The 19,388-nt window shown below is 42.0% G+C and carries 20 protein-coding genes and 1 tRNA gene; 2 read left to right on the top strand and 19 right to left on the bottom strand.

Going from position 1 to position 19,388, the window contains the following annotated elements:
• Nucleotide 1: 1 nt before the first annotated feature.
• Nucleotides 2-703 carry an ABC transporter ATP-binding protein gene (locus tag AWH02_RS07365; RefSeq protein WP_060554025.1) on the bottom strand — a complete coding sequence of 234 codons (702 nt, stop codon included), beginning with the start codon at nt 701-703 and terminating at the stop codon, nt 2-4.
• A 140-nt stretch (nt 704-843) separates the two neighbouring features.
• Between AWH02_RS07365 and AWH02_RS07360 the strand changes: the two genes are divergently transcribed.
• Nucleotides 844-1,404 carry a TetR/AcrR family transcriptional regulator gene (locus tag AWH02_RS07360; protein WP_045502009.1) on the top strand — a complete coding sequence of 187 codons (561 nt, stop codon included), beginning with the start codon at nt 844-846 and terminating at the stop codon, nt 1,402-1,404.
• A 169-nt stretch (nt 1,405-1,573) separates the two neighbouring features.
• Here AWH02_RS07360 and AWH02_RS07355 read toward each other — a convergent pair whose 3' ends face one another.
• From AWH02_RS07355 to AWH02_RS07280, 17 genes are all read right to left on the bottom strand, one after another.
• Entirely contained in the window at nt 1,574-2,386 is an 813-nt protein-coding gene (locus AWH02_RS07355) for a PrsW family glutamic-type intramembrane protease (RefSeq protein ID WP_012000192.1), read from the bottom strand.
• A complete protein-coding gene (locus AWH02_RS07350) occupies nt 2,379-4,043 on the bottom strand; it encodes a C69 family dipeptidase (RefSeq protein ID WP_045634675.1) in 1,665 nt (554 codons plus the stop codon). Before AWH02_RS07350 ends, AWH02_RS07355 begins: the two co-directional genes overlap by 8 nt.
• A gap of 269 nt (nt 4,044-4,312) precedes the next feature.
• Nucleotides 4,313-5,173, bottom strand: coding sequence for an SAM-dependent methyltransferase TehB (gene tehB, locus AWH02_RS07345; protein WP_060554027.1), 861 nt, complete (start codon nt 5,171-5,173; stop codon nt 4,313-4,315).
• Between the two features lie 178 nt (nt 5,174-5,351).
• Nucleotides 5,352-7,082, bottom strand: coding sequence for a C69 family dipeptidase (locus AWH02_RS07340; RefSeq protein WP_060554028.1), 1,731 nt, complete (start codon nt 7,080-7,082; stop codon nt 5,352-5,354).
• A 251-nt stretch (nt 7,083-7,333) separates the two neighbouring features.
• Nucleotides 7,334-7,801: an SsrA-binding protein SmpB gene (smpB, locus tag AWH02_RS07335; RefSeq protein WP_002894882.1), complete on the bottom strand. Its 468-nt coding sequence runs from the start codon at nt 7,799-7,801 to the stop codon at nt 7,334-7,336.
• Nucleotides 7,764-10,112: a ribonuclease R gene (rnr, locus tag AWH02_RS07330; RefSeq protein WP_060554029.1), complete on the bottom strand. Its 2,349-nt coding sequence runs from the start codon at nt 10,110-10,112 to the stop codon at nt 7,764-7,766. Before rnr ends, smpB begins: the two co-directional genes overlap by 38 nt.
• A gap of 85 nt (nt 10,113-10,197) precedes the next feature.
• Complete coding sequence (gene secG, locus AWH02_RS07325; protein ID WP_012000186.1) at nt 10,198-10,431, bottom strand: preprotein translocase subunit SecG; 234 nt, start codon at nt 10,429-10,431, stop codon at nt 10,198-10,200.
• A 42-nt stretch (nt 10,432-10,473) separates the two neighbouring features.
• Nucleotides 10,474-10,623 (bottom strand): 50S ribosomal protein L33, encoded by a 150-nt coding sequence (rpmG, locus tag AWH02_RS10735; RefSeq protein ID WP_008809064.1) that lies wholly within the window; start codon nt 10,621-10,623, stop codon nt 10,474-10,476.
• Complete coding sequence (locus tag AWH02_RS07320; RefSeq protein ID WP_282954022.1) at nt 10,613-11,824, bottom strand: multidrug efflux MFS transporter; 1,212 nt, start codon at nt 11,822-11,824, stop codon at nt 10,613-10,615. Before AWH02_RS07320 ends, rpmG begins: the two co-directional genes overlap by 11 nt.
• Before the next feature lie 4 nt (nt 11,825-11,828).
• The gene (gene coaE / locus AWH02_RS07315) at nt 11,829-12,425 is read right to left on the bottom strand and encodes a dephospho-CoA kinase (RefSeq protein ID WP_060554031.1); all 597 of its coding nucleotides are present in this window, start codon (nt 12,423-12,425) and stop codon (nt 11,829-11,831) included.
• 5 nt (nt 12,426-12,430) lie between these two features.
• Nucleotides 12,431-13,255 carry a DNA-formamidopyrimidine glycosylase gene (mutM, locus tag AWH02_RS07310; RefSeq protein ID WP_060554032.1) on the bottom strand — a complete coding sequence of 275 codons (825 nt, stop codon included), beginning with the start codon at nt 13,253-13,255 and terminating at the stop codon, nt 12,431-12,433.
• Between the two features lie 149 nt (nt 13,256-13,404).
• On the bottom strand, nt 13,405-14,187 hold the full coding sequence (locus AWH02_RS07305; protein ID WP_060554033.1) for an alpha/beta fold hydrolase: 783 nt from the start codon (nt 14,185-14,187) through the stop codon (nt 13,405-13,407).
• Between the two features lie 26 nt (nt 14,188-14,213).
• A complete protein-coding gene (era, locus tag AWH02_RS07300; protein ID WP_002931140.1) occupies nt 14,214-15,113 on the bottom strand; it encodes a GTPase Era in 900 nt (299 codons plus the stop codon).
• Between the two features lie 66 nt (nt 15,114-15,179).
• A complete protein-coding gene (gene dagK, locus AWH02_RS07295) occupies nt 15,180-15,578 on the bottom strand; it encodes a diacylglycerol kinase (protein ID WP_008809070.1) in 399 nt (132 codons plus the stop codon).
• Complete coding sequence (ybeY, locus tag AWH02_RS07290) at nt 15,559-16,056, bottom strand: rRNA maturation RNase YbeY (protein WP_045501976.1); 498 nt, start codon at nt 16,054-16,056, stop codon at nt 15,559-15,561. The genes dagK and ybeY overlap by 20 nt, the downstream gene beginning before the upstream one ends.
• Nucleotides 16,057-16,280: 224 nt before the next feature.
• A tRNA-Thr gene (locus AWH02_RS07285) sits at nt 16,281-16,353 on the bottom strand.
• Between the two features lie 50 nt (nt 16,354-16,403).
• Nucleotides 16,404-16,973 carry a GNAT family N-acetyltransferase gene (locus tag AWH02_RS07280; protein ID WP_060554034.1) on the bottom strand — a complete coding sequence of 190 codons (570 nt, stop codon included), beginning with the start codon at nt 16,971-16,973 and terminating at the stop codon, nt 16,404-16,406.
• A 190-nt stretch (nt 16,974-17,163) separates the two neighbouring features.
• Here AWH02_RS07280 and ald point away from each other — a divergent pair, with 190 nt between their 5' ends.
• The gene (ald, locus tag AWH02_RS07275) at nt 17,164-18,276 is read left to right on the top strand and encodes an alanine dehydrogenase (protein WP_060554035.1); all 1,113 of its coding nucleotides are present in this window, start codon (nt 17,164-17,166) and stop codon (nt 18,274-18,276) included.
• Between the two features lie 209 nt (nt 18,277-18,485).
• Here the strand turns inward: ald and AWH02_RS07270 are convergent.
• Nucleotides 18,486-19,388: SHIRT domain-containing protein (locus tag AWH02_RS07270; protein ID WP_145762188.1), on the bottom strand; the 903-nt coding region annotated here is incomplete at its 5' end.

The raw sequence follows: 19,388 nt of genomic DNA, 5'->3' as shown, positions 1-19,388 counted from the left end.
ATCAATACTCCAATGTACTTATATCCTGTGATTGATCATTGACTGTGATACTCTTGACTCTCGCGTCGTGCATGCGGATGACCCGGTCAGCAATGGGAGCCAAGGCAGCATTGTGGGTCACGATAATCACCGTCGCTCCTTGATTGCGAGACATGTCCTGTAAGATTTGCAGCACTTGCTTGCCAGTATTGTAGTCCAGAGCCCCTGTCGGCTCATCGCAGAGCAAAATCTTGGGATTTTTTGCCACAGCCCGAGCAATGGACACTCGCTGCTGCTCCCCGCCTGATAACTGCGCAGGAAAATTATTGAGGCGATTTTCCATACCAACCGCAGTTAGAACGGCAACAGGATCTTGAGCATCCTTGACAATCTCAGAAGCCAATTCAACATTTTCCTTGGCTGTCAGATTGGGCACCAAATTGTAAAACTGAAAGACGAAGCCCACATCATTACGACGATAGTCCGTCAGCTGGTGGGAATTGTAGTCAGCAATATTCTGGCCGTCTATCAGGATGTCTCCCTCATCATTGGTATCCATACCTCCGAGAATATTGAGCACTGTTGACTTACCGGCACCAGAAGCCCCCAGGATAATGACCAGTTCCCCCTTTTCAATCTCAAAAGAAACATCGTTATTAGCAACAATCACTGAGTCACCTACCTGATAACGTTTAAAGCTATGTTTCATTTCAATATAAGCCATGTCATCATCTCTCCTTTTCAAAGCTCGTTTCCTTAAATCAACAAGATGTTGATTCTAAATCACAGATATTATATAATGAGCTTAGATAAAAAGCAATAAGCAAAAATCAACAAAGTGTTGATTTAAGAAAAAGGAAGAAAATGGTCCAGAAACGAAAAACCAGCACCAAGGAAGATATCAAAGAAGCCTTGATTCAGCTACTATCAGAAGAAAGGTTTGATACTATCTCCATCAGCAAACTCTGCAAACGGGCAGGGATTAATCGCGGCACCTTCTACCTCCACTACCAAGATAAGTATCAGATGGTTGATAGTCTCAAAAAAGAAATTATTTCCCAACTTTCTAGTTATAGCATGTTTGAAGCGGAGAACGAATATCCCAAAAAGTTAATGATAGCAAAATTTCATATACTGCGCGCTAATGAACGTCTTATCAATGCCCTGACCAAGAGCCATTATATTGACTTTCGCGAAGCTATTCGGGAGTACATAACCACTATCATTCTGAGTGATAAGCAAAAGGCTGCTACCCAGCGTTTTTTAGAAGAGAACTTCCATATCCCTCAGAAATACGCCCTAGAAATCTTCCTATCAAGTGTTGAGGGGATTATTTCTCTTTGGATAGCTGGCGGAGCTCAAGAAGAACCTGAAGAACTCACTGACATAATTTTGACTACTTATAACTATGATTATTTGAGATAAGAAGGAGCAGAACTACTTTGTCAATCTCTTTGTGACATAAGCTTCTACTTACACGGAATACTGGTAGTCTGGGAAGAGAGAATTATATGCTGAACCTAACTGATATGTGCAAACAGACCTCACTTTTCAAACTAAAAACAAGCCTCTCAAAGGCTTGTTTTTAGTTTATTCAACTTAAATTACTCTCTTTTATGACTAGTCGGTAAACCTCTACAAAGGTAGCGGCAAGAAAGGCAAAAAGAGCTCCAACAACTAGATTGATCCGGTGTTCTGTTTCGTAAAATGGAGAGTTCCAAATAAAATGGTTAACAACTGTTGAAACGACGCACCAGAGACCGAAGCGGCGATATTTCTTATAAACTTTAGAAAAGAGAAGGTAGACCCCAACAGTCACAACTGCCGTATAGAGCGTATGAGAAGCAAATCCACCAGCAATTCTACCAATCGCTTCCAAAGCACCGCTATTTTCTCCACCAAAAGTCTGTCTGGATACATAACCAATATCTTCTATGACTTGGAAACCAAAACCAGAGCTCAGTCCAGCTATTAAGACAGATTGAAGATCTTTTTTGCCCAAAATATAAAGGGCTGCAAAGGCAGTCAAGGCCTTGAAAAATTCCTCAGCAAATGGAGCTGTCAATGCATTGGTCCAGTCATTAAAAACAGCAGGATCTTTGATGAAATTTGAGTTAATAATGTCAATCAGGCTATTACCTGCAAAGCTAAGCCAGCCTGCAATAAATGCACCTCCAAAAAGGGCAGTTCCGAGAACAATGGTCTCTACAGATAACTTTTTGGCAAGCTTTTTAATCAAGAAATAGATAGGTAGGAAGAAGGCCGCTAAAACAGCTAGATTAAGGATGAGGTCGCGACCAGCCTCTAGGGTGATGTCCTTATTTGCCATGTCTCCTAATTCAAACTGCAAGCCAATACCTGCTAATGCTAAGTAGATATAAAGAGCAATTCTTCTTGTTTTATTCATGACTGTCTGCTCCTTTTTTATTTTTGCGTTTTACGAGATAGATCACTATTCCAACAACAGTCAGAACAAAGATTCCTCCAGCCAAAGCAATATCGTAATCAAAATCCTCCAGACGAATGGTTTCTTCAGTATTAGAATCTTCTGATTCCTCAATTTCTTTTAGGGCTTTAATACCATATTCACTTACTACCTTGTCTTCAGCTTTTTTCTGAATTTCCTTGAGGTGTTTAAAGACTGATTCCGCTCGTTCCATGGAAAGTTTCGTTGCTTTCAGACTAGCTTCCTCTGGTTGATTAGCAAGGCTAATTTGTTCTTTATCATAAGCAGCCTGCTCTTCCATCCATTGGGTTTCTAGACGTTCAATTTCACTACGGATAGAGCCATCTTCAAATAAATCAGGATATTTAGCTACTAGATCATTGATACGGCTAACTGTCCAATACCAAGAATTTTCATTATAGGCTGTACTCATTTCTTGATAAGCCTGATAAGTATTGTTGATATTTGCATAGTAAGGTAGGTATGGTGCATTTCGCGGACTTCCCATAGAAAGCCAGAAAATGCCTCCTCCTGTTTTAGCAGGTAAATTATCTTTTAACTGAAAGATATGTGCTTCCATGACATTAGGATTGGAGATCGGATACTTATAAACAGGATCTGCCTTTTTCTTATCTGGAATCCCTTTACCATCTAGCTCCATCTTATCAAGCGGTTTAAAGTCTGTTCCCTCTAGGCGGTTCCGTTGCAAATTCATAGCATCTCGTAGACTAAGCTTGTCATTGGTTGAGTGCATGAGTTCAAAATATTCATCGTCATATTTTACATCTGCATTTGGATTCAAAGCCTTGATACCAGACCAAACCCTAGAACGATTCGCTTCAGCCAAAGGCGGATTATACGATTGAGCTATATGAAATGCCCCATTAACTTCTTTGTAAGTTCCAGCATCACGAGCTGTTTTCTCAAGATCTGCTGAAGCAATAGTATTTTCTGTATCATTTACATTTATATTGCCAAGGAAGAAGGTGTTAGGAAAGACAGCGTATTTGTCATCCGGAAACTTGATTGCTGCGTATTGGTGCCCAGAAAGGATCTCCATATACCAAACACCAGTCTTGTCTGCAATCGTTATAATATTTCCTTCAGCTGCCCCCTTTTCTCTAACAATTTTTGCTAGGAGCTCTACTCCTTCTCTAGCCGTTTTGACATGAGGAAGAACTACAGAAGTTATAGCTGACTCGGCAATACCATCCTTAACGTAAGGATCTTTTTTCTGAATGTCATCGTTGGCACTTGCTGAGACAGTCGCAGAAATAGAAACTCCTTCCTCGTTGAAGCCAGCTTCATCAAAGACACCTTGTTCTGGAGTCACATCTGGAACTGCCGTATACTTGTAACTAACAGACGGTAAATCAAAGCTAAAGCCATTGGTTTCATCTACGAATTTATCACCAGCTTTATTATTCTTTCTCTCCCTCACAACAAAGTTTTTATTGTGATTGGGCTCTAAGTCCTCTGTTCGGCCATAGAGAGTCGAACCATCGGTCGTCAAATTCTTCCCAATGATAAAGCCCGTACAAGCTTGGACGACTTGGAAAGGAAAGAGTATAAGAAGCATCATGGCTGTGACAAGCCATCTGAAAAGATTCTTTTTCATCAGTTTCTCCTTTATATATTAATTGGTAAACCGAATACCACATGTTTAGTATACTATTCTCCTTCTATGCTTGCAAGCGTTTCCAAATTAGACTTCTACAGAAAAATGAATAAATTCACCTAAGAAAAATTCTGATTACTTTGTAAATTTAATTTTTCACTTGAGGTTCTTGTATAAATTTACAAACATTCCTATCAAGCTGTATAAAAATTTTTTTGCAAACATAAAAAAATTGGAAATACTAGCAAAACTAGTACTTCCATTATTGTTTATTTCTTTTTAGCCAGCATCGTCGCAAATTGAAGCTGGATTCGATTGCCATTTTCATCAACCTTATGAAGTCTGCCTAAATCTTCATTATATTTGATGAATTCCCAATCCTTGTAGTATTCACGTAGCTCTCCTTCCTTAAAGGTAAAAGAGAAAGGCATATGACAAGGATGGCTTTCTGTATCCATAGCACAGACGATAAGATTATAGCCGCCTGGGTTTGTTTGCTCTTGCATATTGCGGATAATCTCAGGAACACGTTCGCGATTCAAGAACATAAAGACTACAGTGGATACAATAAAATCATACTTTTGAGTCAGATTTGCAGAATTAATGTCATAAGTTCCAGCTAACATATTCAGATCTTCTTCTTCAATAATAGAGGCAAGATTGTTTAATGACAAGGGATTAACATCTACAGCAGTTACATCAAATCCCAACTGGTCCAAAAAGAGAGCATTTCTTCCTTGGCCACAGCCCAAATCCAAAGCTTTTCCAGATTTTACAGTTTCTGCAGCTTCCAGTACCTCAGAATGCACAGGCGTCAGACCATATTTCTTTGCATAGTAATCCTGAGGTAGACAGTAGAACTCTAAGTACCATTCGAGATCGTCAGTCAAGGCTTCGACACGATGCCAAGCCTGGGGCTGGGCATAGGGATTGTCTTCACCAGCTTTAAAAATGTGCTCAGCCAACTCTTCCCCATCCTCAGTCATTTCAATAAATTTTAATTCTCCAGTAAGAACTGTGATTTTCCCCCAAGTACCTACCTTGGTATTATGCCTGCGTTGCACAGCTTCTGGCATAGTTTCTGCAGTCCAAATGGGCATACGTTTATACATAACTAAATCTTGCATCATATAATTCCTTCCAAGCAATCTGATTTCTTTTTAATCATACCGAAAAATCGTCCTCTTGACAAGCTTACCTGCACATCAAAATTAAGAAAATACCAAACCTTTGAGAAGTTAAAGCTAGAAATGGAAAAAGAACCGAGTATCGGAACTCGGCTCTTTAGTCAGAATAGATCAGAAAAACTTAGTCTTCTTTCTTATTGCTAAATTGTTTGAATGCAATAAAGCCACCTACAACAACGACTAAGGCTATGACTATCCACAAGCCGTACTGGTTAGAATCGCTCTTCTTAGTTTCAGAGTTTTCTTTCTTGGTGTCACTTTCCTTAGCTTTGTCTTTTTGCTTACCTTTTTTGGCATCTGCCAAGAGATTTGCCTTGTTATATCCGGTATAAACAAGGTCGGCATCTTGACCTTTTTCTTTCTTGATCTTTTCTTCCATCTCAGCTTCAACTGCTTTGATTTCCTTAAAGATTTTTTCTGAGCGTTCCAAGGCTTCCTTAGTCACTTCTGGTCCAGCGGCTTTGGCTTGTTCATCTGTGTAGTTTGCATATTTGGCGTCGCGTTCGGTTTGTTCTTTATCCCATTCAGCTTCTTTTTCTTTCCATTTTTCTTGAATGCTGTTACCAAAGATTTCTGGATATTTCATAACCATTTGGTCAATATGCCAAACAGTCCAATACCAAGATTTTCCGTCATATTTAGTAGAACGGTTCTTGAAAGCTTCGTAAGTATCTTCTACATTACCATAGAATGGTACATATGGTGTGTTGCGACTTTGTGCCAGACCCAGCCACATAACACCGCCAAAGGCATTTGGTAGGTTTGGTTTGATTTGATAAACGTGGGCGTCGATTACATTTTCGTTACCTAAAGCATACTTATAAACATTGGTATCTATTTTCTTACCAACTTCAACCAAATCATCTGCCTTATATTCTGGCAAGTGTTCAAAACGATTTCTTTGTTCCGCGATCACATCATGAACCGTGTATTTCTTATTTGGATCAGTTGGTTCGCGCAAGAGATCAAAAGCTTCATCGTCATAATTTACTTTTGCTTGTGGGTCCATCCACTTGATACCTGCATAAGTCCGAGAACGGTTACGTTCCATATATTTATCAGGTCCGTATGATTTAGCAATCATAAAGTTGCCATCTTTGTCGGTCTTATAGTTGTCTGCTTTTTTAGCTACTTCTTCCACATCTTTAGAAGCAATGACATTTTCCTTATCGTTCAAGTCAACGTGACCAAGATAGTAAGTGTTCGCAAAGACAGCATACTTATTCGTTGGGAATTTGATGGCTACATATTGGTGACCAGACAGGATTTCCATGTACCATAGCTCATTTTTATCTGCTGCAACGATGATATTTCCTTCTGCTGACCCTTTTTCATCCAGAACTTTCGCGACTGTCTCAATAACTTCACGTGCTGTTTTCGCACGAGGCAAAGCAAGGTCAACTAATGATGCTTCTGGAAGACCATCTTTTACAAGTGGATCTTCTTTTAACACTTTATCGTTTGGTGTTGCTGAAACGGTCGCTGTCATAGCTACACCAAGTTCATTAAAACCATGCGCAGCGAAGTTTCCGTTACTTCCGTTGTCACGATCAGAGTCGTAGACAGCTGTGTATTTCATTTCATTCGCCAAATGCGGATAGGTAAAGCCATTTGACTCATCTTCTATCTTATCGCCATCTTTATAGGTCTTAGCTGGCACAACTACATAGTTTTGATTGTGCCGACCACCGTCAGGGGCGTAGGGATAGTCCTCTGTCCGACCAAATAGAGTAGAGCCATCTGCTGTCAGGTCTTTACCGACAATAAACGCAGAACAAGCCTGTGCAACTTGAACAGGCAAAAGAGCAACTAACATTGCAAGGAACATTAGTCTGAGCAGTATTTTCTTCATAGTCTATCTCCTTTTGACTATCTGCAGGGCTGGAATCAAGTCCCAGTCTAAGTAGTATAAACCATAATACCAAAACATTCCATCCTCAGTATACTATATAAAGGTATTTTTGCAAGCGTTTACAATATTTATTACAAAAGTGTTTGTTTATTCTATATTATTTTGATTTAATGCTTCTTTTGTGTACTTTTAGTCTATTTATGGCAATGGACGGAAAGAGAAGAGATAAAAAAGACCGGTCGCCCAGTCTTTCATCTTGTATTAAAGTTCTTCATCTGTCTTGCTATATCGCGGTTTTGCTCGCGACGTTTGATTGACTCGCGCTTGTCGTAGTCGTGCTTCCCTTTGGCTAAGCCTAGGAGGAGCTTTGCATAGCCATCCTTGAGATAGACCTTGAGCGGCACCAGCGTCATTCCAGTTCCCTTGGTCTCCTGCTCCAGCTTTTGGATCTGCTTCTTATGCAGCAGCAGTTTTCTGCGGCGCTCAGGCTCTTGGTTCCAGATATTGCCCTCTTCATAAGGTGCGATATGGACATTGCTGAGCCAGGCCTCACCGTTCTTGATCTGGGCAAAGCCATCTTTGAGATTGATGCGGGCAGCACGGACACTTTTGATTTCCGTCCCGGTCAGTACCATGCCAGCCTCGATGGTGTCTACAATGGTGTAGTCGTGTCTGGCCTTTTTATTTTGCGCGACGACCTTTCCTTCTCCCTTTGCCATGCTTGGCTCCTTTCTTGACTATTTCCTTGTAAAATGCCTTCTGGCTCTTGCCTTTCTTGGACTTCTTATCTTTCTTATCTCTATTGCCTTTTTCTTTGGAAGAATGGCTTCGCTTGTCATCCTCACGGCGTCTCTTTCTGCCTGACTTGCCCCTACCACTCTTACTTGTCTTTTCTACCAGGTCAAATTCACTAGGCAGATATTCAAAGTCAATCTCGCCTGTAGCCTTATCTGCTCGGACCAGCTTGATGCGAATCTGCTGACCGACCTTGAAGACCACGCCAGACTTTTCTCCTTGAAGGGTCATCGTCCGCTCATTGTAGCTATAAAACTCTGGCAGGTTGGTAACATGAATCAAGCCTTCGACTGTATTAGGCAGTTCGACGAAGAGTCCAAACTTAACTACGCTTGAGACCACGCCGTCAAACTCTTCCCCAACGAATTCTTCCATGTACTCAGCCTTCTTCATGGCTTCAACTTCACGCTCGGCTTCGATAGCCCGACGCTCCCGGCTGGAAGACTGGCTGGCAATCTCTGGAATCACTTGCTCAAAATGCTCTGCTATTTCTTTAGACTTGCCATAATCCCGCACCATCCGGTGAACCAGAAGGTCCGGATAGCGACGAATCGGACTGGTGAAATGCGTATAAAACTCCGCTGCCAGACCATAGTGTCCGTGATTGTGCTCAAAATAGCGAGCCTGCTGCATGGAGCGTAGAAGCATCATGGATAGGACATCCTCATAAGGCTGGTCTTTGACCGCTTCCATAATATCCTGCAGGGCCTGCTGACTCATAGAGCTAGCCGTCCCGTATATCCGAATCCCAAAGCTAGAGGCGTAGTCGATGAACTTCTGCACCTTCTCCGCCTTAGGTTCCTCATGGATCCGATAGATGAAGGGCAGATTTAGCTTAGCAAAATGCTCAGCCACCGTCTCATTCGCCACCAGCATAAAGGACTCAATCATTCGCTCGGCAATCCCACGCTGGCGCAGGACAATATCCACTGGACGACCTTCCTTGTTGACCATGATTTTGGCTTCATTGGTGTCAAAGTTGAGTGCACCGCGTTTAAAGCGCATGCTTTCCAGAATCTCATGTAGCTGGACCATGCTGTCAATACTAGGCACAATAGCCTTGAACTGCTCAGCTTTTTCCTGATTTCCAGCAATGATGTCGTTGACATCGCTGTAGGTCATGCGGAAGATCGTCTTGATCACAGTCTGGGTAATAGTATGCTTGACCACGCGACCCTTGGCATCTATCTCCATGATAGCCGACTGGGTCAGCCGGTCCACATTGGGATTGAGCGAGCAGATACCGTTAGACAGGCGCTCTGGCAACATAGGCACCACGCGGTCAGTCACATAGACAGAGGTCGCCCTATTGAGGGCTTCCTTGTCCAGCTCAGAGCCTTCTTTGACATAGTAGGACACATCTGCGATATGGACGCCCAGCTCAAAGTTACCATTTTTCAGGCGCTTGATATGAACCGCATCGTCCAAGTCCTTGGCATCCGCCCCATCGATAGTAAAAGTAATCTCTTCACGCAGGTCCAAACGTCCTGTCAAATCACTCTCTGTCGGTGCCTCTGGAACTCGCTCGGCCTCTTCCAAGACCTTTTCTGGAAACTCAGAGACAATATCCATGGACTCCAGCACTTCCAGTACATCAATACCTGGGTCGTTGACATGACCGACGACATCAACCAGACTAGCCACGAAGAAATCGTGTTTCTTGGTTGGATATTTATCAATAGCAACCTTGAGCACTTCTGTGCCATCCAAAACCATGGCTGGTTTTTTGACATAAATAGGCTGGCTAATTTTCTGATTTTTCGAGCGGATATAGCCCGCGTACTTAGGCTTTTCCTCATCCAAAACCAACTGGCCAACCGCTGACGTCAGGCTGTGCTCCAAAATATCGATAATCTTAGCTTCAGCTGATGTTCCCTTGATTCGGTCTGCCACCTTGGTGATGACTACTTCCACCGTATCGCCATCAATGGCATGATTGACATCATTACGGCCGACAAAGAGGTCATCCTCTTCCTCATTCAGAGTGACAAAGCCAAAGCCATTCTTGTGGGCATGAAAAACACCCTTGAGCGTCAGACGCTCCTGCTTTTTCTTCTCATAAAGCTCAATCCGCCCCTTGTCATCAAAGCGAATCTGACGCTTTCTTTCCATCTGGGAGATGGTCTTGACCAAGTCACTAAAGTCCTTGGAAGACTCTTTCCCCAAAGCAGCCGCCAGCTCATCCACGCTGGCCTGCTGTCTCATTTCTAAATATTGAATTATTTCTGATTTCATACTTTTTCTCTTCTTTGCTCCATTAAACTATTTTATAGCCTATTTTTAACTTTAAAAAAAGGCTAAGACAAAGTCAGAGCCCATTTTATCTACTAGATAAGATTGTCAACGCTAAGGCAACCGCTAACCAGAAAAAGACGAGAAGACCGGTCAAATTCTGCATAACAGCCTCAAAACCTCGCGCCTTTGATCGTTCAAATAAATCACCCGCGCTGGCGTCAAAAACGTTGCTAGATTGGTTTTTTGTTGGCTGCATAAAGATTGCAATGACAATAATGACTGACAAAATTAATAGAATCATTAATAATAGATTATACATAAATACAAACTCCTTAAAATCTTATCTATTTTATCATAAAATTCATTTAGATTCAAGATGTAAAGTTACTTTTCTTTCTTTAGGGCAATATTTTAATACTTCAATCTTTTCTGGATGGTTTTTACTATTCTTGCTTGTCAGATAATTTTGACTGCCACAGGAAGAACATTTGAGATTTACTTTAACCCGCACTGATTTCTCTCACTCCTAAATATTTTCTAAAACAAATTAACAAAACTAAAAAGTTTAGTAAGACCAAACCTGCCGTCACATAGAAGACCCAGTGGTAACTGAGACTGACCGCAATAGCTGACCCCATTATTGGTCCTACGACTCCACCAATATAAAAAAAGGTTTGATTATAGCTAAAAATCCTAGAAATCCCTTCTTTAGGTGTCAACTTATTAAGCAGAGAGCTGACTCCAGGTAAAAGTGCACCTGTTCCCATGCCAAATAAGAAACGCAAAAAACCCAATTCCCAAGGTGTCTTCGACCAAGCACAGAATAGATAAATAACAAAACTGTACAAAAGTGCCAAAAGCAGGAGACGGTGGTTACCAATCTTATCCCCTAATTTCCCAAGATGACTAGAAAACAAAATACTAGAAACTCCCATAGCTGACACAATAAGTCCAGAGACAAATATCAGATTATCTGTTTGCCCCATGGATCGAATATAAAGAGTCAAAATAGGAGAAATAGATTGAGCAGACATTTGAATCACCATGCTAGTTAAGAACAAGGCAAACAATATAGATTTATGGGGTAGCTCAGCTAAAAGATCCTTGGTTGCCAGCTGTCTATCTTTAGCCACTGGCTCAAAGTCTTCTTTTACATAGAAGATTGTCAAAAGAGTGACAATAAAAAGAAATAAACCAACAAGCAAAAAGGCATTTCGAATTCCGATGCTTTGTGCTACAAAACCTCCTAATAGTGGCCCCATCAGTGTTCCTGCCACCACACCAGTCGATAACGTTCCTAAAGCATAGCCAGAATACTTTTTGGGAGCCTGACTAGCGATTAAGGCTGTACTATTTGGAACATAGCCAGAAAAAACACCGTTTAAAAGCCGTAAGACAATCAGCCAAAAGACACTTGGTACAAATGCCATTCCCCCCATAGTAAAGGTCATAGCCAGTGCAGCCCGAATCATCATGGGTTTACGACCATATTTGTCTGCTAAACTTCCCCAAACCGGCGAGAGAAAAGCTGCTGTCATAGCTGAGCTTGATACAGCGATCCCTGCATACAGATCAACCATATGGCCACGCACTCCTAATTCTTCCACAAAAAGGGACATAAAAGGAACGACCAAAGATAGACTAGCTCCAACAAAAAAATTTCCCAACCAGGCAATCCAAAGATTGTGTTTCCAATTTACTTGATTTGTAATAAAATCATCTTCTTTCTAGTTTTTGCAAAGCATCGCGAATCTGCTGTCGAGTTTCCTCAAGCGAGCCATTATTATCAATAAGTACATCCGCCCTCTTTCGTTTTTCTTGGAAAGATAGCTGAGCAGCTATACGTTTTTCTGCCTCTTCCTGACTGAGAGCGTTTCGAGTCATAAGTCGACTGAGCTGAGTTTCCTCCGTCACATCCACCAGCCAGATTTGGTCAAACCAGGACTCATAACCCAGCTCAAACAAGAGGGGAAGATCCATGAAAAAGATATCTTCCGTCTCTGCTAGTAGGTCACGCCTGTGAGCCAGTTCCTCACGGATAATCTGATTTTGTATTTGACTGGACTTGGCCAAAAGTTCGGGATTCCCAAAAATCATAGCTCCCAGCTTGGGTCGATTCAAGCGCCCATCTTCTTGTAAGATAGCTGGACCAAAAGCGGATAAAAGAGCTTGATAAAGCCGTCCCCCAGGCTCCTGTAACTCATGAACCACCTGATCCGCATCAATGACTTGGTAGCCCTGCCGCCTCAAAAACTCTGTCACTGTTGACTTACCCGAGGCAATACCACCAGTAATACCGATAATTCTTACCATGGCAGCTACCTCGCTTTCTGGCAATGAGGACAGAGATGAGTACCACGTCCACCCAGCTTAATTTTCTCAATCGGGCTACCACATCTAGCACAAGGTTGACCAGTCTTTCCATAGACCTGCAGAAAGTCCTGCATTGTGCCATCCTCACCCAAAGCATTGCGGTAGGTCCGAATGGTCGATCCTCTCTTTTCAATCCCAAGCTGCAAAACTTCTATAATCTGCTCGCGTAGCCTCTTCACTTCAGCAGGCTTTAGACTAGCTGCTGGTCTTGCCGGATGAATCCGCGCCCGCCAAAGAGCCTCATCTACATAGATATTGCCCAGACCGACGACCAGGGTCTGCTCCAGCAAATAGGGTTTGATGGGCTTCTTAGAACGACTCAAAGCTGCTGCAAAAGGCGGCAAAAGAAAGTCCGCCTCTGTCGGCTCAGGACCAAGCTTTCTGGCAGCAAAATAAGCCTCCAGCTGATCCTTTCTCAACAGCTCCATGGTCCCAAACTTGCGGACATCCTCATAAACAAGCGTCCCACCATCTGTCATCTCGAAAAAGACATGGGCATGCTTGCGCTCAGGCAACGCATCAGGATAAAAAAGATACTTGCCTTCCATTCGTAGATGGGAAATCAGCACTCCACCCGTCAGGTAAAAAAGCAAATACTTGCCCCGACGGCCAATCTTTTCAATGGTCTGGCCTGGCAAGTCGTGGATAAAGCTGTCCACTCCCGTTCCAATCATCTTGGCATAGCGGACCCGCACCTGCCCAATCGTCTTGCCAACAACCAGACGCTCCAAACCTCGCCGAACCGTTTCCACTTCAGGTAATTCAGGCATAAAGTTCCTTTCTATCTTCTATTTATTAGTCAGAAATATACTCTAAAATATCATTAAGTTGATAATCCGCCTTTTCACAGAAAGCCAACAAAACAAAGAATAATCTTATCTTCACTAGCTTGGAGACAATATAACAAGTCTAGGATATATCAAAATCTCTTCAATTTCTCTGGGAAAGCAGCATCTTGAAAGAAATAGCCTAACAGCTGAATATGCGTATCCACGTCACTAAATAGCCAAGCGTGCCCTTTACCAGGATAATAGGCGCATTCAGACCTAGCATTTTTATCTGCCAACCTGCGGTGCCAGTCATGAATGGTTTCGGCTTCTTTCCCACCTGAGACAAAGAAAGCAGGATTATCAAACTGCAAGTTGAGCCTCAAGAGATTCGCCTGTGACATCGCACGTCGAAATGAGCGCCGTTCAGCGCTTTGGAAATCTGCAACAAAGTGCTGAACGTCTTGGACGGGCGCTCCGTCCTCTTTCATAATTTTTGTCAGGAGATTAGCTACAAATTTAGTGTTTTTCAAGAAAGAAATCAGATATACAATGGCAATGATCTTGCGATAGCCCTTAATTGGCTGAGGGGTTGCCCCATCCACAATGACTCTATCTATAAGGCTAGAATGTTTTTCCAACAACTTAAGTATGAGTGAACCGCCTAATGAAAGCCCAACCAAGTGCGGCTTGCCATGTGCTTTGCTTTTAATGACAGCCACAATCATTTCTACGACATTATCAAAGTTTGTCCACTCAATATCACGACTGGCTCCGTGACCAGGTAAATCCACAAGAATGCAATGAAAATCTTGCTCAAGCGCAGCAACATTGTGCCACCACATCTGACTGCTCGAGCCTGAAGCATGCAAAAAGATAATACTTTTTGGATTTTGCTGCCCTCTTTCGTCAATGAATAATGACGGCATCTCCATCACCTCACTTACTGGCTTAGAAAACCTCAATACTCCTTCTTATTATAGCCAAAGTCCGCCAAGTCCAGCTTCTTATCCCGCCAGTTTTTCTTGACCTTGACCCAGGTTTCTAGGAAGACCTTGTCCCCCAGCATGAGCTCAATATCGCGCCGAGCCATGGATCCGATTTTCTTCAGCATGGAACCGCCTTTACCGATGATAATACCTTTTTGGCTGTCACGCTCCACCATGATAGTCGCTCGAATATGAACCTTGTCCGTCTCCTCGTCTCGCTTCATGCTGTCAACAACCACAGCGACTGAGTGAGGAATTTCCTCCCGCGTCAGCATCAAAACCTTCTCCCGAATCATTTCTGACACCAGAAAGCGCTCCGGATGATCAGTAATCTGATCTTCTGGGAAATACTGGAAGCCTTCCTCCAAATTCTCACTGAGGATGTCAACCAGACGAGAAACATTATTACCCTGAAGAGCTGAAATCGGTACGATTTCTTTGAAGTCCATCTGCTGACGGAAATCATCAATTTGCGCTAAGAGCTGATCCGGATGGACTTTATCGATCTTATTAACCACCAAAATAACTGGCACCTTAGCCGCTTTCAGCCGTTCGATAATCATGTCATCGCCCTTGCCACGTGGCTCATCAGCCGGCACCATGAAGAGGACGGTATCCACCTCACGCAAGGTGCTGTAAGCTGCTTCTACCATGAAATCCCCTAGAGCCGTCTTAGGTTTATGAATTCCCGGCGTATCGATAAAGACAATCTGCTCCTTATCTGTCGTATAAATTCCCATAATTTTATTGCGTGTGGTTTGAGCCTTATCGCTCATGATGGCAATCTTTTGCCCCATAACATGATTCAAAAAAGTTGATTTACCGACATTTGGTCGGCCTAGAATAGCTACAAAGCCTGATTTAAAAGTCATTATTTCACCTCTATTATTTCCATTAAAACAGCAGAAAATCGGCGATCTCCCCCGATTTTCAAATCTTTAAAAAATCCAGTCCCAAATTTTGGGAACAAAAATGATCAAACCTGTAATCACTGCAAAACCAGAAATCACTAAAACAGCTCCAGCTGCCATGTCTTTAGCATTCTTAGCCAACATAGAAAAGTGATAATCACTGGCTAAGTCTACTACATTCTCAATGGCTGAATTAACAATCTCAAATGAGACAACCAAAAAAATACTCAATAGCAAAAATAGCCATTCTATGGCAGAAACTCGAAAAATCAAACCCGCAATCACTACAAGAACAGCAGAAAAAGCATGCTTTTGCATATTTCGTTCTTCTTTAATGGCGGTAAAAATCCCTGTTAAGGCAAATTCCAAACTCGAGACGACATCTCGGTTTTTCCATTTGCGTTTATTATTCCCTTGTGAGTCCATAGGCCGTCAAAATCTCTTCCTGTAAACCAAACATTTCTGCTTCTTCTTCCGGTGTATAGTGATCATAGCCGTTGATATGCAGAAAACCATGTACTGCCAAAAAGCCCATTTCCCTCTCAAAGCTGTGGCCATATTCTTCTGCCTGCTCACGCGCCTTATCCACCGAAATGAATAACTCGCCGATATAGGCATCAAAATCATCTAACATCTCAGCCAGTTCAGGATGATTCAGTAAATCTTCCTCGTCAACAGCAATGTCTAGCTCAGGCTTGTATTCTAGGCTGATAACATCTGTTGGTCGGTCCGTATCTCGGTATTCCAAGTTGAGCTCATGACTACGCTCATTGGTTACAAAAGTCACAGCCATTTCTTTCTTTTCCTTGCCCGTTTTTTGGGCAGCAAATTCCAAAATGTCTTGGGTCTGTTTGATGATTTCTTCTGAAACCAGACCCGTTTCATCAACTATTTCTATATACATAATGCACCTACTTTACTTGTATCACCTTTATTATATCATAATCGAGGCTAGATAATAGCTAGGAATTTTCTTTTTTCAAAATAGCAGAGCAGATTCGTCAAACTCTCACTGCAAAAAAAAAGAAGCTATTTTTATTTTTTCCCTTCCCAAAAACTTTTCCTTTTACTAGCTGCTTTCATTGACAAAAAGAAAAGGCTGGGAAGACCCAACCTTGTTCTACAAGATGCTAATTGCCGGGATCGAACCGGCGACCTCATCCTTACCATGGATGCGCTCTGCCAACTGAGCTAAATCAGCGTACCTATCTACTATACCATGCAGATAGGTGCTTGTCAATACTTGCTGACTCATTTATCCGCAAAATATTCCTCTTTGGTCAGGCCATAGTATACTCGCGTCACTAGACGGCCTTTTTCATGTTTGTCCAAGCTTGCATAAGGTTCCTCATGAGAAAAAATCATTCCAGATTTTTGCATCACACGGCCTGAAGCTGGATTAGTCTTATCATGTAAAGCTACAAGTTTATTCATTCCAATTTCTTCAAAAGCTAATTTTATCACTGCACAATTAGCCTCTGTCGTGTAGCCTTGGTTCCAGTGTCTTTTATTAAGAACATAGCCAATAGCAGCTGTCTTTAAATCTAGGTTTATTTTGTGGAGATCGATGGTTCCAATAAACTGACCACTAGATTTTACTTCTATTCCCCAACGTCCCAAAGGGTTTGCCAGGTAAAATAGAGCAATATTATTACGAGTCTCTTCTAGGCTTTTGTTTGTCTCAAAAGTATAGCGAGTATTCTCCTCATCTGATGCATATTCAAACATTGCTGGTGCATCATCTAAAGTTACAGGACGCAAAACTAGTCTATCTGTCTCCAGTCTAGTGTGTCTAGATAGTTTAACATAAATATTTTCCATTATCGTCCTCCTTTTTGTTTTTAAGCATATCATAAGTGATCAATCAAAGCAATATGTCATTTTCTCCTTGCAATTTAAGCTTCTTTTATATAAAATAATTACATTAAATTAGAAAAATGAATGATGAGAAAAAGAAAGTTTAAGTTATCACAGTCTTTTACTCAAATGTGTTCAAGTAAGGAGAAATACAATGTTAATCGGTATTCCAAAAGAAATCAAAAATAATGAAAATCGTGTAGCCTTGACACCTGCTGGTGTTCACAGTTTAGTTGGTAAAGGCCATGAAGTTCTGATTGAGACCAATGCAGGACTTGGTTCTGGCTTTGCGGATGCAGACTACGAAAAACAAGGTGCAAAAATCGTCCCTACTGCTGCAGAAGCTTGGGCGGCTGAACTTGTAGTAAAAGTTAAAGAGCCTTTAGAAGCTGAATATGGCTACCTTCGTGATGATCTCTTGCTCTTTACCTACCTGCACATGGCTGCCGCTCCTGAGCTAGCTGATGCTATGACGAGTGCCAAGACGACTGGTCTAGCCTATGAAACCGTACGCGATCAAGATGGACAATTGCCACTCTTGGTACCAATGAGTGAGGTCGCTGGACGAATGGCTGTCCAAATCGGGGCACACTTCTTGACTAAACAAGAAGGAGGATCTGGTGTCCTATTAGGTGGTGTACCAGGTGTTCCTAAAGGGAAAGTAACCATCATCGGTGGTGGTGTCGTAGGAACTCATGCCGCTCGTATTGCTCTTGGACTGGGTGCTCAGGTAACTATTCTGGATATCAGTGCTAAGCGTCTATCTGTCCTAGAAGATGTCTTTGGCCATCAAATCCAGACCCTCATGTCTAATCCTTTCAATATCGAAGCTAGTGTTCGAGAGGCAGATGTCGTGATCGGTGCTGTCCTCATTCCTGGAGCTAAAGCTCCAAAATTGGTGACAGATGATATGGTTAAGCATATGCGTCCAGGATCTGTCATTGTAGACGTAGCTGTTGACCAAGGCGGTGTCATTGAAACAGCAGACCGTGTAACAACTCACACCGAGCCTGTCTATGAAAAACACGGTGTCCTCCACTATGCAGTTGCAAATATTCCTGGCGCCGTAGCCCGCACATCTACTATCGCTTTAACCAATGTTACCCTTCCTTACGTCGAAGCTTTGGCGGAAAAAGGATTCAGAAAAGCTATTGCAGATGACGAGGGATTACGCCAAGGTGTTACAACCTACCAAGGTCACATTACTAGTCAGCCTGTTGCTGAAGGCTTAAATAAGGACTACACTTCGATTGATGAACTCGTTTAGTTAATCTACTTAGTTCATATAAACACCTTAATAGAAGTCAAATTTTTCAAAATACAAAATCAGAACCACTCGCTTAACGAGTGGTTCTTTTGTTATTTTCCTTACAAAAAGAAATAGACTAAAAGTCACATAAAAAGAGAGAACGAGCTCGTTCTCTCTCATGATATGATAAAGAATCAATATTTAGATTCCTTATTCAGCTGAAAATTCTAAGCTTTACCTTTCTTACGAACTACGTAACCAACTAGACCTGCGAAAGCAAAACCAATCATTGAAAGAAGAACGGTAGAAGTTTCACCTGTATTTGGCAAAAGATTCTTATTTTTAGTAGATGATTCACCAATACTTGGTAAAACATTCTTGTTTTTAATAGAAGATTCACCAGTACCTGGTAAAACATTCTTATTTTTAGTCGTAGCTTCTTCTGATTTAGTATTAGTTCCGGAACCTTTATGTGGTGTTAAAGCTGGGGTGAATTCCCATGTTCCTACGAAGTGTGCATCTGCTCCATTGATGGTTTCTGAAGTCTTGTCATAGGACTTGAAGCTCCAAGTACCTTCCGATGTCTTAACCTCTGTTTGACTTGGTTGAGTTGGAGTTACTTGAATACCATCTTTCAGATCTGTTTGATCTCCTGGAAGCAAGGCTTTTACTTCTTGTGGAAGCTCTTTACCTGGAGTTCCACTGACAAACTCGTGAGTTGCCTTGTAGGTTGGAGCTGGGCTCGCTGTAAATTCCCATGTTCCTACAAACTTAACATCCGAACCGTTGACAGTCTCTGAAGTCTTGTCATAGGACTTGAAGCTCCATGTGCCTTCTGATGTCTTAACCTCTGTTTTACTTGGTTGAGTTGGAGTTACTTGAATGCCATCTTTCAAGTCTGTTATGTCTGCTGGAAGCAGAGCTTTTACTTCTTGTGGAAGTTCTTTTCCTGGAGTTCCACTGACAAACTCGTGAACTGCTTTATGAGTCACAGTTGGAGCTGGGCTTGCTGTAAATTCCCATGTCCCTACAAACTTAACATCTGAACCATTAATGGTTTCTGAAGTCTTGTCATAGGACTTGAAGCTCCATGTGCCTTCTGTTGTCTTAACCTCTGTTTGACTTGGTTG

It is taken from the genome of Streptococcus gordonii (assembly GCF_001553855.1).
GTDB lineage: Bacteria > Bacillota > Bacilli > Lactobacillales > Streptococcaceae > Streptococcus > Streptococcus gordonii.
Note: the sequence above shows the minus strand (reverse complement) of the source record. Positions and strands in the feature narration are given on the sequence as shown.